Origin of the sequence: Streptomyces mutabilis, assembly GCF_046628145.1 — a bacterium.
Taxonomy (GTDB): domain Bacteria; phylum Actinomycetota; class Actinomycetes; order Streptomycetales; family Streptomycetaceae; genus Streptomyces; species Streptomyces mutabilis.
The window spans coordinates 5,747,877-5,764,180 of the sequence record NZ_CP176874.1; the positions used below are offsets into that span (position 1 = coordinate 5,747,877).

Sequence of the window (16,304 nt, forward strand, 5' to 3'; positions counted from 1 at the left end):
ATAGAGTCGGAAACGCAAGACCGAAGGGAAGCGCCCGGAGGAAAGCCCGAGAGGGTGAGTACAAAGGAAGCGACCGTTCCTTGAGAACTCAACAGCGTGCCAAAAGTCAACGCCAGATATGTTGATACCCCGACCTGATCGGTTCGATCGGGTTGAGGTTCCTTTGAAAAACACAGCGAGGACGCTGTGAACGTCGGGACTATTCCTCCCGGCGTTCCGCTCTCGTGTGTGTGCACCGGATTACCGGTAAACATTCACGGAGAGTTTGATCCTGGCTCAGGACGAACGCTGGCGGCGTGCTTAACACATGCAAGTCGAACGATGAACCACCTTCGGGTGGGGATTAGTGGCGAACGGGTGAGTAACACGTGGGCAATCTGCCCTGCACTCTGGGACAAGCCCTGGAAACGGGGTCTAATACCGGATACTGACCCTCGCAGGCATCTGCGAGGTTCGAAAGCTCCGGCGGTGCAGGATGAGCCCGCGGCCTATCAGCTAGTTGGTGAGGTAATGGCTCACCAAGGCGACGACGGGTAGCCGGCCTGAGAGGGCGACCGGCCACACTGGGACTGAGACACGGCCCAGACTCCTACGGGAGGCAGCAGTGGGGAATATTGCACAATGGGCGAAAGCCTGATGCAGCGACGCCGCGTGAGGGATGACGGCCTTCGGGTTGTAAACCTCTTTCAGCAGGGAAGAAGCGAAAGTGACGGTACCTGCAGAAGAAGCGCCGGCTAACTACGTGCCAGCAGCCGCGGTAATACGTAGGGCGCAAGCGTTGTCCGGAATTATTGGGCGTAAAGAGCTCGTAGGCGGCTTGTCACGTCGGTTGTGAAAGCCCGGGGCTTAACCCCGGGTCTGCAGTCGATACGGGCAGGCTAGAGTTCGGTAGGGGAGATCGGAATTCCTGGTGTAGCGGTGAAATGCGCAGATATCAGGAGGAACACCGGTGGCGAAGGCGGATCTCTGGGCCGATACTGACGCTGAGGAGCGAAAGCGTGGGGAGCGAACAGGATTAGATACCCTGGTAGTCCACGCCGTAAACGGTGGGCACTAGGTGTGGGCAACATTCCACGTTGTCCGTGCCGCAGCTAACGCATTAAGTGCCCCGCCTGGGGAGTACGGCCGCAAGGCTAAAACTCAAAGGAATTGACGGGGGCCCGCACAAGCGGCGGAGCATGTGGCTTAATTCGACGCAACGCGAAGAACCTTACCAAGGCTTGACATACACCGGAAAACCCTGGAGACAGGGTCCCCCTTGTGGTCGGTGTACAGGTGGTGCATGGCTGTCGTCAGCTCGTGTCGTGAGATGTTGGGTTAAGTCCCGCAACGAGCGCAACCCTTGTCCCGTGTTGCCAGCAGGCCCTTGTGGTGCTGGGGACTCACGGGAGACCGCCGGGGTCAACTCGGAGGAAGGTGGGGACGACGTCAAGTCATCATGCCCCTTATGTCTTGGGCTGCACACGTGCTACAATGGCCGGTACAATGAGCTGCGATACCGCGAGGTGGAGCGAATCTCAAAAAGCCGGTCTCAGTTCGGATTGGGGTCTGCAACTCGACCCCATGAAGTCGGAGTCGCTAGTAATCGCAGATCAGCATTGCTGCGGTGAATACGTTCCCGGGCCTTGTACACACCGCCCGTCACGTCACGAAAGTCGGTAACACCCGAAGCCGGTGGCCCAACCCCTTGTGGGAGGGAGCTGTCGAAGGTGGGACTGGCGATTGGGACGAAGTCGTAACAAGGTAGCCGTACCGGAAGGTGCGGCTGGATCACCTCCTTTCTAAGGAGCACTTCTTACCGAGTCCTTCGGGGCGAGGTCAGAGGCCAGCATGCGAGCGAACGTCTCGCACTGGTTGCTCATGGGTGGAACGTTGACTACTCGGTTCAGGCACGGGCCGGTGGCTGCTAGTACTGCTCTTCGGAGCGTGGAACGCATGATCACCGGACGGGACTGGGCCGGGCACGCTGTTGGGTGTCTGAGGGAATGAACTTCCTTCAGTGCCGGCCCCGGTAAAGATCTGCTTCGGTGGGTTGTGATGGGTGGTTGGTCGTTGTTTGAGAACTGCACAGTGGACGCGAGCATCTGTGGCCAAGTTTTTAAGGGCGCACGGTGGATGCCTTGGCACCAGGAACCGATGAAGGACGTGGGAGGCCACGATAGTCCCCGGGGAGTCGTCAACCAGGCTTTGATCCGGGGGTTTCCGAATGGGGAAACCCGGCAGTCGTCATGGGCTGTCACCCGCTGCTGAACACATAGGCAGTGTGGAGGGAACGCGGGGAAGTGAAACATCTCAGTACCCGCAGGAAGAGAAAACAACCGTGATTCCGGGAGTAGTGGCGAGCGAAACTGGATGAGGCCAAACCGTATACGTGTGAGACCCGGCAGGGGTTGCGTGTGCGGGGTTGTGGGATCTCTCTTCTACGGTCTGCCGGCCGTAGGGCGAGTCAGAAACCGTTGATGTAGGCGAAGGACATGCGAAAGGTCCGGCGTAGAGGGTAAGACCCCCGTAGTCGAAACGTCAGCGGCTTGCTTGAGAGACACCCAAGTAGCACGGGGCCCGAGAAATCCCGTGTGAATCTGGCGGGACCACCCGCTAAGCCTAAATATTCCCTGGTGACCGATAGCGGATAGTACCGTGAGGGAATGGTGAAAAGTACCGCGGGAGCGGAGTGAAATAGTACCTGAAACCGTGTGCCTACAAGCCGTGGGAGCGTCGGGATGGAGCTTGCTCCATCCTCGTGACTGCGTGCCTTTTGAAGAATGAGCCTGCGAGTTTGCGGTGTGTTGCGAGGTTAACCCGGGTGGGGTAGCCGTAGCGAAAGCGAGTCCGAACAGGGCGATTTTAGTAGCACGCTCAAGACCCGAAGCGGAGTGATCTAGCCATGGGCAGGTTGAAGCGGAGGTAAGACTTCGTGGAGGACCGAACCCACCAGGGTTGAAAACCTGGGGGATGACCTGTGGTTAGGGGTGAAAGGCCAATCAAACTCCGTGATAGCTGGTTCTCCCCGAAATGCATTTAGGTGCAGCGTCGTGTGTTTCTTGCCGGAGGTAGAGCACTGGATAGGCGATGGGCCCTACCGGGTTACTGACCTTAGCCAAACTCCGAATGCCGGTAAGTGAGAGCGCGGCAGTGAGACTGTGGGGGATAAGCTCCATGGTCGAGAGGGAAACAGCCCAGAGCATCGACTAAGGCCCCTAAGCGTACGCTAAGTGGGAAAGGATGTGGAGTCGCACAGACAACCAGGAGGTTGGCTTAGAAGCAGCCACCCTTGAAAGAGTGCGTAATAGCTCACTGGTCTAGTGATTCCGCGCCGACAATGTAGCGGGGCTCAAGCGTACCGCCGAAGTCGTGTCATTGCAGCAATACGGCCAACGCCGGCTGTGATGGGTAGGGGAGCGTCGTGTGCCGGGTGAAGCAGCGCCGGAAGGCAGTTGTGGACGGTTCACGAGTGAGAATGCAGGCATGAGTAGCGATACAAACGTGAGAAACGTTTGCGCCGATTGACTAAGGGTTCCTGGGTCAAGCTGATCTGCCCAGGGTAAGTCGGGACCTAAGGCGAGGCCGACAGGCGTAGTCGATGGATAACCGGTTGATATTCCGGTACCCGCTGTGAAGCGTCAAACATCGAGCATCGTGATGCTAAGGCCGTGAAGCCGCCCTGATCTCTTCGGAGTTGAGGGGAGTGGTGGAGCCGCTGAACCAAGCGGTTAGTAGGTGAGTGATGGGGTGACGCAGGAAGGTAGTCCATCCCGGGCGGTGGTTGTCCCGGGGTAAGGGTGTAGGACGTCAGGTAGGTAAATCCGCCTGGCAATAGTCTGAGACCTGATGCCGAGCCGATTGTGGTGAAGTGGATGATCCTATGCTGTCGAGAAAAGCCTCTAGCGAGTTTCATGGCGGCCCGTACCCTAAACCGACTCAGGTGGTCAGGTAGAGAATACCGAGGCGTTCGGGTGAACTATGGTTAAGGAACTCGGCAAAATGCCCCCGTAACTTCGGGAGAAGGGGGGCCACGTCTGGTGATCGGATTTTCTCCGTGAGCTGGGGGTGGCCGCAGAGACCAGCGAGAAGCGACTGTTTACTAAAAACACAGGTCCGTGCGAAGCCGTAAGGCGATGTATACGGACTGACGCCTGCCCGGTGCTGGAACGTTAAGGGGACCGGTTAGCTTGGATTCGTCCAGGCGAAGCTGAGAACTTAAGCGCCAGTAAACGGCGGTGGTAACTATAACCATCCTAAGGTAGCGAAATTCCTTGTCGGGTAAGTTCCGACCTGCACGAATGGCGTAACGACTTCTCGACTGTCTCAACCATAGGCCCGGTGAAATTGCACTACGAGTATAGATGCTCGTTTCGCGCAGCAGGACGGAAAGACCCCGGGACCTTTACTACAGTTTGATATTGGTGTTCGGTTCGGCTTGTGTAGGATAGCTGGGAGACTTTGAAGCTCGCACGCCAGTGTGGGTGGAGTCGTCGTTGAAATACCAGTCTGGTCGTGCTGGATGTCTAACCTGGGTCCGTGATCCGGATCAGGGACAGTGTCTGATGGGTAGTTTAACTGGGGCGGTTGCCTCCTAAAGAGTAACGGAGGCGCCCAAAGGTTCCCTCAGCCTGGTTGGCAATCAGGTGTTGAGTGTAAGTGCACAAGGGAGCTTGACTGTGAGACCGACGGGTCGAGCAGGGACGAAAGTCGGGACTAGTGATCCGGCGGTGGCTTGTGGAAGCGCCGTCGCTCAACGGATAAAAGGTACCCCGGGGATAACAGGCTGATCTTCCCCAAGAGTCCATATCGACGGGATGGTTTGGCACCTCGATGTCGGCTCGTCGCATCCTGGGGCTGGAGTCGGTCCCAAGGGTTGGGCTGTTCGCCCATTAAAGCGGTACGCGAGCTGGGTTTAGAACGTCGTGAGACAGTTCGGTCCCTATCCGCTGTGCGCGTAGGAGTCTTGAGAAGGGCTGTCCCTAGTACGAGAGGACCGGGACGGACGAACCTCTGGTGTGCCAGTTGTTCTGCCAAGGGCATGGCTGGTTGGCTACGTTCGGGAGGGATAACCGCTGAAAGCATCTAAGCGGGAAGCCTGCTTCGAGATGAGGACTCCCACCCACTTGATGGGGTAAGGCTCCCAGTAGACGACTGGGTTGATAGGCCAGATATGGAAGCCGGGTAACCGGTGGAGTTGACTGGTACTAATAGGCCGAGGGCTTGTCCTCAGTTGCTCGCGTCCACTGTGTTGGTTCTGAAACCACGAACGACCCCGTCCATGGTCACGGACGGTGCGGTTGTCAGTTTCATAGTGTTTCGGTGGTCATAGCGTAGGGGAAACGCCCGGTTACATTCCGAACCCGGAAGCTAAGCCTTACAGCGCCGATGGTACTGCAGGGGGGACCCTGTGGGAGAGTAGGACGCCGCCGAACAATTATTAGAAGGGTTGGACCCCGAACTTCGGTTCCGGGTCCAACCCTTTTTTGTTGTCCGTCACTTGAAGTTCACGTTGCGCTACGAGCATCGGCCGTATGGGTACCGCAGCAATGCTCAGGGCCGCCGGCGTAGGAGTCGGCGACGAGGTCGTCGTACCTGCCTTCGGGAATGTGGAAGTCGCCGAGGCCGTCGCCCTGGTCGGCGCTCTGCCGGTCTTCGCCGACATAGATCCCGCCACGTACTGCCTGGACGCCTCGGCGGTGGACGCGGCGCTGACCCCCCGCACCGCGGCCGTCGTCGTGGTGCACCGATTCGGACGGCCGGCGGACATGGCGCCGCTGCACGCGGTCGGTCAGCGGCACGGACTGCTGGTGCTGGAGCAGGGCGAGTCCGAGGCGCCGTACGACGAGATAGCGCAGCGTCGGCAGCGGGCGGCCTATCTGGACGGAAAGCTGAAGGGGGTGCGCACGCCGGACTGGGGGGACGGGCACACCTATCAGCAGTACGTCGTGCGGGTGCCGGGCAACGGACGGCCGGACCGCGACGCTTTCGCCCGTGCCGTGCGGGGGCGCGGAGTCGAGTGTCGAGTCCCGGTGAAGACGCCCGTGCACCGGATGCCTGGCTTCCGCCGGTGCGTGTCGCTGCCGGAGACCGAGCGGGCCGCCGACGAGACGCTCGCCCTGCCCGTCGACGCGGCGTTGACCAAGCGGGACATGCAGCGGATCGTGTCCGCCTGCAATGCCTTGGGTGGGCTGCTCCAGCCGGCCTTCTGAAAGGCGTGGTTGGGAGCACCGGTCTGTTCGGGGTATGATCTATTCCGTTGCCGCGAGGGAAACCTCGAAAGCGACAGGCCCCTATAGCTCAGTCGGCAGAGCGTCTCCATGGTAAGGAGAAGGTCAACGGTTCGATTCCGTTTGGGGGCTCCACAGCGAAAGGCCCCGCCCGATTGGGCGGGGCCTTTCGCATGCCCGGGGACGCGCGGGTCAGTCCGCGTGCGGCTCCGGGACGCGCATCGCCAGAATCGCCATGTCGTCGGACGGAGCGTCCGACGCGAAGCGTTCCACCGCGCGCATGATGCGGGCCGCGACCGCGCCCGCAGTCAGCCCCGTGCAGGTGGTGAGGACGTCGGCGAGGCCGTCGTCGCCCAGCATGCGTGTGCCCTCCCGACGTTCGGTGACGCCGTCCGTGACGCAGAGCAGGACGTCGCCCGGGTCGAGAGTGACCGTCTGCTCGTAGAGTTCCAGGTCCTCGATGACGCCGAGGAGCGGCTGGGGCTCGGCGGCGGGCTCCACCGTGCCGTCCTGGCGCAGGCGGAGGGGGAGGGGGTGGCCGGCGCAGACCACCTTCAGCTCGGCGCCGCCGTCCTCCTGCGGGCGCAACTCGCCGTACAGGAGGGTGAGGAAGCGGCTGCGGGCGCCCTCGTCGAGGATCGCGGAGTTGAGGCGCTCCAGGACCGCCGGGCCGCTCAGGCCCTCACGGGCGAGCAGGCGCAGCGCGTGCCGGGCCAGGCCCGTGACGGCCGCCGCGTTCGGTCCCGTACCGCAGACGTCGCCGATGGCGAAGCCGTACGCGTCGTCGCTGATGGGGAAGAGGTCGTAGAAGTCGCCGCCGACCTCGTTGCCCTCGCCGGCCGCGCGGTAGATGACCTCGACCTCGACGCCGTCGATGACGGGGAGTTCCGGGGGCAGCAGGCTGCGCTGGAGGGACTGGCTGATGGCCGTGCGCTCCGAGTACAGGCGGGCGTTGTCCAGGGCCAGGGCGGCCCTGCGGGACAGGTCCTCGGCGAGTTCCAGGATCTCCTGGCGGAAGTGCTCGTCGGTCGGCTTGCCGAGCGTGAGCATGCCGATGACGCGGTTGCGGGCGACCAGGGGGAGGACCACGGTCTCGCCGCCCACCGCGGCCGCCGTGGCCAGCGTCGGGCCGATGCCGGTGTTCAACTGGGGCGTCGTACCGGTGTTGAGGCCCAGGTCGCGCATGGAGGTGCGGAGTGCGGCCTGGTGGGCCAGCTCGCCGGGTGCCGACCAGACACGGGCGCCGGGGGTGGGCACCGGGTCGGGCGGGGCGATCTTCGAGAGCAGGGACTTGATGCCGTCGATGAGTTCCTCGTCCTCGTGCAGGACGTAGGAGAGGTAGGGCTCCGAGGCCTGGTCGGCGATCGTGTAGACGGCGCACCAGGTGGCCAGGGTCGGGACCGTCATCTGGGCCATCAGGGCCAGGGTCTGGTCGCGGTCCAGAGTGCCGGCGAGGAGGTCGGAGGCTTCGACGAGGAAGCTCAGCGAGCCGCGGCGCAGGCGCTCCAGCTCGCCCAGGCGGGCGGACTCGACGGCCAGTGCGATGCGGTCGGCGGCGAACTGGAGGCGCAGCGCCTCCTCGTTGGAGTACCGGCCGGCGGCCTCGGCCGCGACGCCGAGGGAGCCGGTCAGGCGGCCTTCGACCTTGAGCGGGACGGTGACGACCGAGCGCATGCCGGTGCCGTTGAGCAGTGGGACGGCGCCGGGGACCGCGGCCAGGTCGTCGTGGACGGCGGGCATGCGCGCGGAGCCGTAGCGGCCCGGGCCGGCTTCGACGGGGACGCGGGCGAAGCGCTGGCGGGCGGAGGGCAGGCCGGTGGAGGCGCGGACCTCCAACTCCGTCTCGTCGTCGGTCGCCAGGAGCAGGAAGGCGGCGTCGGCGTCGAGCATGTCGCGGGCGCGCTCGACCGTGCGCTGGAGGAGGCCGTCGAGGTCGTCCGGGGCGGGGGAGCCGATGAACACCTCGAAGGGGTCGGTGCTCTGGCCCTCGGAGGAGGCTCCGGGGTCGGAGGCCGGTACGCGCAACGGGGTCTGGAGGACGGCGCGTTCGTGGTCGCGGACGAGGAGGCAGACCGTGGAGGGCTCGCCGCCCGCGTCGCGGACGCGGAGGTGGGAGGCGTAGACCGGGGTGACGCGGCCGTTGGCGCCCCTTATGCCGTAGCTGCCCTCCCAGCGGGACAGCTGGAGCGCCTCGGCGATGCCGGTGCTGGTGCCCGGGGTGTGCGGCCAGGCGGCGAGGTCGGTCAGCGGCTTGCCCACGACCTGCTCGGCGGCGTAGCCGAACAGCTCCTCGGCGTCCTCGTTCCAGGACGTGACGGCGCCGGTGCGGTCGATCTGGACGACGGCGACGCGGACGCGGCCGTCGGCGAGCGGGAGCAGGTCGGCGGGGAGGGAGGGGCCGGCGGCGCGGGTGCCGACCGGGCGCTCGGGCAGGTGGAGGTGGAACCAGACGTTCTTCAGCGTGGGCGTGTACTCGACGCCCCAGCGGTCGGCCAGGGCCGCGCACAGCTGGAGTCCGCGGCCGCCCTCGCGGTCGAGGCTGCCCATGGTGGCGGGGGAGCCCTGGAGCGGGACCTCGCGCTCGGGGTAGTGGTCGGCCACCTCGATCCGGACGCCGTCGTCGCTGCGCAGGCACACGACGTCGGCGGTGGTGCCGGCGTGCACCACGGCGTTGGTCACCAGCTCGCTGGTGAGCACCACGGCGTCGTCGACGATGTCGGCATGGCCCCAGCCCTGCAGGGTGTCGCGGACGAAGGACCGGGCGCTCGCCACCGATCGTCCGACGGGCTCGAAGCTGGCGGCCGCGCGCGCGGTGATCACAGAACTCCTCGACCCTCTCTCCCCGTGCACGGCCTCATGGCCGACCGGCTCGCGCCGCTGCTGCGGCAGTCCACCCGTCGGCCCGGGATCCGGGGGCTGCTCCCCCGGGATCAGTCCGGTGGTCATTCCGGCCGCCCCTCCGATGCCCGCTCGTCTCCGTGCCACCGCCCAGGCCGGACGGACCGGCGTGGCTGGACAGCCGCATGCAAGGTTACTTACCTTCGCCGTCCATGCGGATGCCGGTCTGCAGTGTTTCCGCCCAGAGGGTGTGCGGACGATGTGCGAAGCTGCCGAACTGTTATGGCCTGGTTCGGCCGGGGTGAAACACTGGGCAGGCTTCCAGTGAAGGTCTGGGCAGGCTGAATGCGCACCCTGTGCGGCGGGCAGCAGCCTCGGAGCGGTCCGGCGAATCCGTGCGGACCGCGTCCGGCAGCACAGGAAGTACGCGGCAGTAACCGGTCCGCCGAGCGGTGGCGGCCGGGCACAGCAGTAACGGTCGACCCCTGCGGGAGGGACACAGTGGAGTCTGGCGCAGCGACGCGGGGCACTAAGGCGCGCGCGAAAGGCGGACAGTCCCTGAGTAACCAGGGCAAATCGCGGGGTGGCAGTACGACGGTGGACACGGCCGCGCTGAACCGGTTGCTGGCGGCCCTGGTGGCGATGCGGGAGGGTAACTTCCGCAAGCGGCTCACGGTGTCCGGCGACGGCGTGATGTCGGAGATCGCGGCGGTCTTCAACGAGGTGGCCGACCGCAATCTGCACCTCACGGGTGAGCTGGCCCGGGTGCGGCGCGTGGTCGGGCGTGAGGGAAAACTCACGGAGCGGCTCGAGACGGGCGCCTGTGAGGGGTCCTGGGCGGCCGCGATCGACAACTCGAACGCGCTGGTCGACGACCTCGTACGACCGGTCTCCGAGGTCAGCCGGGTGCTGTCGGCGGTGGCGGACGGTGATCTGTCGCCGCGGATGGATCTGCGGACGCAGACGGCGGAGGGCACCGGGCAGCCGCTGCGCGGTGAGTTCCTGAAGGTCGGCCGGACCGTGAACAACCTGGTCGACCAGTTGTCGACGTTCACGGACGAGGTCACGCGGGTCGCCAGCGAGGTCGGCACCGAGGGCAAGCTCGGCGGGCAGGCCCGGGTGCGGGGTATGTCCGGTTCCTGGAAGGACCTCACGGACTCCGTCAACACGATGGCGTACCGGCTCACCGCTCAGGTGCGTGACATCGCGCTGGTGACGACGGCGGTGGCCAAGGGTGATCTGTCCCGGAAGGTCACGGTGCACGTGGCCGGCGAGATGCTGGAGCTGAAGAACACCGTCAACACGATGGTGGACCAGCTCTCCGCGTTCTCCTCCGAGGTGACGCGCGTCGCCCGGGAGGTGGGCACCGAGGGCGCCCTGGGCGGTCAGGCGCAGGTGCCGGGCGTGGCCGGGGTGTGGAAGGAGCTGACCGACTCCGTCAACACCATGGCCGGGAACCTGACGGCCCAGGTGCGGGAGATCTCCCACGTGACGACGGCGGTCGCCAACGGCGACCTGTCGAAGAAGGTGACGGTTCCGGCGCGCGGTGAGGTCGCGCAGCTCGCCGAGACGATCAACCAGATGACCGAGACGCTGCGGATCTTCGCGGACGAGGTCACGCGGGTGGCCAACGAGACCGGTGGCGAGGGTCAGCTGGGCGGTCAGGCGAACGTGCCGGGTGCGGCGGGGATCTGGAAGGACCTGACGGACTCGGTCAACACGGTCTTCCGGAACCTGACCACTCAGGTGCGGGACATCGCCGCGGTGACGACGGCGGTGGCCAGCGGTGACCTGTCGCAGAAGGTCACCGTGGACGTGGCCGGCGAGATGCTGGAGCTGAAGAACACCGTCAACACGATGGTGGACCAGCTGTCCGCCTTCGGTGCCGAGGTCACGCGGGTGGCCCGGGAGGTCGGTGTCGAGGGTGAGCTGGGCGGCCAGGCGCAGGTGCCCGGGGCGGCGGGGACGTGGAAGGACCTGACGGACTCGGTCAACACGGCGTTCCGCAACCTCACCGGTCAGGTGAGGAACATCGCCCAGGTGACGACGGCGGTGGCCAACGGTGACCTGTCGCAGAAGGTCACCGTGGACGTCTCCGGCGAGATGCTCCAGCTGAAGAACACCGTGAACACGATGGTGGACCAGCTGTCGTCCTTCGCCGACCAGGTGACGCGGATGGCCCGGGACGTGGGCACGGAGGGCCGCCTGGGCGGTCAGGCGCGGGTCGACGGGGTGTCGGGCACGTGGAAGGAGCTGACGGACTCCGTCAACTCGATGGCGTCCAACCTCACCGGACAGGTGAGGAACATCGCCCAGGTGACGACGGCGGTCGCCCGGGGTGACCTGTCCCAGAAGATCGACGTCGACGCGCGCGGCGAGATCCTGGAGCTGAAGAACACCATCAACACGATGGTGGACCAGCTGTCGAGCTTCGCGGAGCAGGTCACGCGGGTGGCCCGCGAGGTGGGTACGGAGGGCCGCCTGGGCGGTCAGGCGCAGGTGCCCGGTGTGGCCGGTGTGTGGCGCGACCTGACCGACTCGGTGAACGGCATGGCCGGGAACCTGACCGCGCAGGTGCGCAACATCGCGCAGGTCGCGACGGCGGTGGCCCGTGGTGACCTGTCCCAGAAGATCACCGTGGACGCGCGCGGGGAGATCCTGGAGCTGAAGAACACGCTGAACACGATGGTGGACCAGCTGTCGTCGTTCGCCCAGGAGGTCACCCGCGTCGCGCGCGAGGTGGGCACCGAGGGCATCCTCGGCGGTCAGGCGGAGGTACAGGGTGTCTCCGGCACCTGGAAGGACCTCACGCAGTCCGTGAACGGCATGGCCAACAACCTGACCATGCAGGTGCGGAACATCGCCGAGGTGACGACGGCCGTCGCCAAGGGCGACCTGTCGAAGAAGATCACCGTCGACGCCAAGGGCGAGATCCTCGAACTCGTCACCACCGTCAACACCATGGTCGACCAGCTGTCGTCGTTCGCCGAGCAGGTCACGCGGGTGGCCCGCGAGGTGGGTACGGAGGGCATCCTCGGCGGCCAGGCGCACGTGCCCGGCGTGGTGGGCATCTGGAAGGACCTCAGCGACAACGTCAACCTGATGGCGAAGAACCTCACCGTTCAGGTGAGGAACATTTCCCAGGTTGCCGCGGCCGTCGCCAACGGCGACCTGACGCGGACGGTGACGATCGAGGCGCGCGGTGAGGTCGCGCAGCTCGCCGACACCTTCAACACCATGGTCAAGACGCTGAGTTCGTTCGCCGACCAGGTCACCAAGGTGGCCCGCGAGGTGGGCACGGACGGCATCCTGGGCGGTCAGGCGCACGTGCCGGGCGTGGCGGGCACCTGGAAGGATCTCACCGAGTCGGTGAACCAGATGGCGTCCAACCTGACCGGTCAGGTGCGCAACATCGCCATGGTGACGACGGCCATCGCCAAGGGCGACCTCACCAAGAAGATCGACATCGACGCCCGCGGCGAGATCCTGGAGCTGAAGACGACCATCAACACGATGGTCGACCAGCTGTCGTCGTTCGCCGAGGAGGTCACCCGCGTGGCCCGCGAGGTGGGCACCGAGGGGCAGCTCGGCGGTCAGGCACGCGTGCGTGACGTCGACGGCACCTGGCGGGACCTGACGGAGTCCGTGAACGAGATGGCCGGGAACCTGACCCGGCAGGTGCGTGCCATCGCGCGCGTGGCGACCGCGGTGACGCGCGGCGACCTGAACCTGAAGATCGATGTGGACGCGTCCGGGGAGATCCAGGAACTCCAGGACTACATCAACAAGATGATCGCCAACCTGCGCGACACCACGATCGCCAACAAGGAGCAGGACTGGCTCAAGGGCAATCTGGCCCGCATCTCCGGCCTGATGCAGGGCCGCCGGGACCTCCAGGACGTGGCCTCGCTGATCATGAGCGAGCTGACCCCGGTGGTCTCCGCGCAGCACGGCGCGTTCTTCCTCGCGATGCCGCACGCCGACGGCCAGGAGCACGCCGGCGCCGAGGGCGACGAGTACGAACTGCGCATGCTCGGGTCGTACGGCTACTCGATGGGCTCCATGCCCACCTCGTTCCGGCCGGGTGAGGCGCTGGTCGGCACGGCCGCCCAGGAGAAGCGCACGATCCTCGTGGAGAACGCGCCGAGCGGCTACCTGAAGATCTCCTCCGGGCTCGGTGAGGCCCCGCCCGCCCAGGTGATCGTCCTGCCGGTGCTGTTCGAGGGGCAGGTGCTCGGCGTCATCGAGCTGGCCTCCTTCACCCCGTTCACGCAGATCCAGAAGGACTTCCTCAACCAGATCGCCGAGATGATCGCGACCAGCGTCAACACCATCTCCGTCAACACCAAGACGGAGGTGCTGCTGAAGCAGTCGCAGGAGCTGACCGAGCAACTGCGCGAGCGTTCCGAGGAGCTGGAGCAGCGGCAGAAGGCGCTGCAGTCGTCCAACGCCGAACTGGAGGAGAAGGCCGAGCTGCTGGCGCAGCAGAACCGCGACATCGAGGTGAAGAACACCGAGATCGAGGAGGCGCGGCAGGTCCTGGAGGAGCGAGCGGAGCAACTCGCGGTCTCCATGCGCTACAAGAGCGAGTTCCTGGCCAACATGTCGCACGAGCTGCGTACGCCGCTCAACTCGCTGCTGATCCTGGCCAAGCTGCTCGCCGACAACGCGGACGCCAACCTCTCGCCGAAGCAGGTCGAGTTCGCCGAGACGATCCACGGGGCCGGCTCCGACCTGCTCCAGCTCATCAACGACATCCTGGACCTGTCGAAGGTCGAGGCGGGCAAGATGGACGTCTCCCCGACGCGGATCGCGCTGGTCCAGCTCGTCGACTATGTGGAGGCCACCTTCCGGCCGCTGACCGCGGAGAAGGGCCTGGACCTGTCGGTGCGGGTGTCGCCGGAGCTGCCCGCCACGCTGCACACCGACGAGCAGCGGCTGCTCCAGGTGCTGCGCAACCTGCTGTCCAACGCGGTGAAGTTCACCGACTCCGGAGCGGTCGAGCTGGTCATCAGGCCGGCCCGGGACGACGTTCCGCAGGCCATCCGGGAGCAGTTGCTGGAGGCCGGTTCGATGACCGAACCCGACGCGGAACTCATCGCGTTCTCGGTGAGCGACACCGGCATCGGCATCGCGGCCAGCAAGATGCGGGTGATCTTCGAGGCGTTCAAGCAGGCCGACGGCACCACCAGCCGCAAGTACGGTGGTACGGGCCTAGGGCTGTCCATCTCGCGGGAGATCGCGCAGCTGCTGGGCGGCGAGATCCACGCGCAGAGCGAGCCGGGCCGAGGATCGACGTTCACGCTGTACCTGCCGCTGCACCCGAGCGAGCTGCCCGCGCACGGCTACCAGCAGCCCCTTCCGGCGCTGGAGCCCGGCGGGGTGCTCGCCACGCCGGGCGCAGACGTCGCGCTGCCGGGCGCGCAGACCGAGCTGCCCGCCGAGGTGCAGTCGTACCAGGACTCCCAGAACGGTGCCGCCGCGCTGTTCCGGCGCCGTCGCCGCGCCGCGTCGGAGGCCGAGGAGGGGGCCGGCTCGCAGCAGCAGCCGTCAGTCGAGTCGGACGCGGCCCCGCAGTCGAGCCGCGGCATCCGGTTCGGCGGGCAGAAGGTGCTGATCGTCGACGACGACATCCGCAACGTCTTCGCGCTCACGAGCGTGCTGGAGCAGCACGGCCTGTCCGTGCTGTACGCCGAGAACGGGCGCGAGGGCATCGAGGTGCTGGAGCAGCACGAGGACGTGGCGGTCGTCCTGATGGACATCATGATGCCCGAGATGGATGGATACGCGACGACCACGGCGATCCGCCGGATGCCCCAGTTCGCCGGTCTGCCGATCATCGCGCTGACCGCGAAGGCGATGAAGGGCGACCGGGAGAAGGCCATCGAGTCGGGAGCGTCCGACTACGTGACGAAGCCGGTCGACCCCGATCACCTGCTGACGGTGATGCAGCAGTGGATGCGGGAGGAGTGAGGGCCGGGTCCCCGCGGGCACGGAGCGGTACGTCCGGGCACCGTGCCCGCGGTACGTTCGGGCACGCTCTCCGGTGTCGGCCGGAGTGCGGCCTCTTGGAGGCGTGTCGCAGGACGGGCCGCGGCGTGAACGGGTACCGTCCGCACGGCGCGTTCGGACGGTGTGCGAACGTGGGTGTACGCACGTGGCGGGAAGCTTCGGTGTTCGCGCGGAGTCGCTGACTCAGTGTGCCCGGAGCCGTGTAGAAGCGCGGGATTCGGGGAACCTTCTGGTCCCCCGCCGCGTTTCTGCTACGTGCACAGTGACATCGCGGTGACAGGGTGTGGCGACAGGCGGGGTGCGGCTACGATGACCGGCACAAGGACGGGCGGCGCAAGGGAGTCGTCCCCTGGGGTGGCCCCCGGCGGCGCTGCCCCAAGTCCTGCGGACAGGGGAGGCCCCACGCCGGGGCGAGGAGGGCGGGCCATGGTGCAGAAGGCCAAGATCCTCCTGGTCGATGACCGGCCGGAGAATCTGCTGGCGCTGGAGGCGATCCTCTCGGCGCTCGATCAGACGCTGGTGCGGGCATCGTCCGGGGAGGAAGCGCTCAAAGCACTGCTCACGGACGACTTCGCGGTCATTCTGCTGGACGTCCAGATGCCGGGCATGGACGGTTTCGAGACCGCCGCCCACATCAAGCGACGGGAGCGGACCCGGGACATCCCGATCATCTTCCTCACCGCGATCAACCACGGCCCGCACCACACCTTCCGCGGGTACGCGGCGGGCGCGGTGGACTACATCTCCAAGCCGTTCGACCCGTGGGTGCTGCGCGCGAAGGTCTCCGTCTTCGTCGAGCTCTACATGAAGAACTGCCAGCTGCGCGAGCAGGCGGCGCTGCTGCGGCTCCAGTTGGAGGGCGGCGGCAAGGAGACGGCGGGCGAGGCCAAGGAGCCGGCAGGGCTGCTCGCCGAGCTGTCGGCGCGGCTTGCGGCCGTCGAGGAGCAGGCCGAGGCGCTCTCCAAGCAGCTGGGTGACGAGTCGACGGACGCGGCGGCGGTGGCGACGGCGGCCCATCTGGAGCGCAAGCTCACCGGACTGCGGCGGGCGCTGGACGCCCTGGAGCCCGGCTCGTCCGGAGGGCAGGCCGCGGTCAACTGAGCGCGGCCGGTGGCGCCCTCGGCGGAGCACGAGCCATGAGGGCGCGTCAGGGGCAATACCGGAGGCGTCAGTTCCGTTCTCACGCGGAGGCGACACGAACGGGTGAAGCGGTGGGCACACGTGTCGACCGCCGCCTCCCCCGGT

Annotated in this window: 4 protein-coding genes, 1 tRNA gene and 3 rRNA genes; 7 read left to right on the plus strand and 1 reads right to left on the minus strand. The window is 66.0% G+C overall.

From position 1 onward, the window contains the following. Window positions 1-253: 253 nt before the first annotated feature. The 5 genes from ACLIN4_RS26035 to ACLIN4_RS26055 all read left to right on the plus strand — a co-directional run bounded on the left by ACLIN4_RS26035 (window position 254) and on the right by ACLIN4_RS26055 (window position 6,344). Window positions 254-1,781, plus strand: a 16S ribosomal RNA gene (locus ACLIN4_RS26035). 307 nt (window positions 1,782-2,088) lie between these two features. Beyond that, window positions 2,089-5,210: ribosomal RNA gene (locus ACLIN4_RS26040) — 23S ribosomal RNA — on the plus strand. Between the two features lie 87 nt (window positions 5,211-5,297). Then, window positions 5,298-5,414 (plus strand): 5S ribosomal RNA (gene rrf / locus ACLIN4_RS26045). The 16S, 23S and 5S rRNA genes sit together here, the layout of an rRNA operon. A 114-nt stretch (window positions 5,415-5,528) precedes the next feature. Continuing rightward, window positions 5,529-6,191, plus strand: a complete 663-nt coding sequence (locus tag ACLIN4_RS26050) for a DegT/DnrJ/EryC1/StrS family aminotransferase (RefSeq protein ID WP_257101846.1) — start codon at window positions 5,529-5,531, stop codon at window positions 6,189-6,191. 77 nt (window positions 6,192-6,268) lie between these two features. Continuing rightward, a tRNA-Thr gene (locus tag ACLIN4_RS26055) sits at window positions 6,269-6,344 on the plus strand. Window positions 6,345-6,401: 57 nt separating this feature from the next. Here ACLIN4_RS26055 and ACLIN4_RS26060 read toward each other — a convergent pair. Beyond that, complete coding sequence (locus tag ACLIN4_RS26060) at window positions 6,402-9,155, minus strand: SpoIIE family protein phosphatase (protein ID WP_100045192.1); 2,754 nt, start codon at window positions 9,153-9,155, stop codon at window positions 6,402-6,404. A 393-nt stretch (window positions 9,156-9,548) separates the two neighbouring features. Between ACLIN4_RS26060 and ACLIN4_RS26065 the strand changes: the two genes are divergently transcribed. Together ACLIN4_RS26065 and ACLIN4_RS26070 are read left to right on the plus strand one after the other, a co-directional pair. Beyond that, entirely contained in the window at window positions 9,549-15,020 is a 5,472-nt protein-coding gene (locus ACLIN4_RS26065; protein ID WP_289908795.1) for a HAMP domain-containing protein, read from the plus strand. Window positions 15,021-15,485: 465 nt separating this feature from the next. Next, window positions 15,486-16,160 (plus strand): response regulator, encoded by a 675-nt coding sequence (locus tag ACLIN4_RS26070; RefSeq protein WP_107479812.1) that lies wholly within the window; start codon window positions 15,486-15,488, stop codon window positions 16,158-16,160. Window positions 16,161-16,304: the final 144 nt, after the last annotated feature.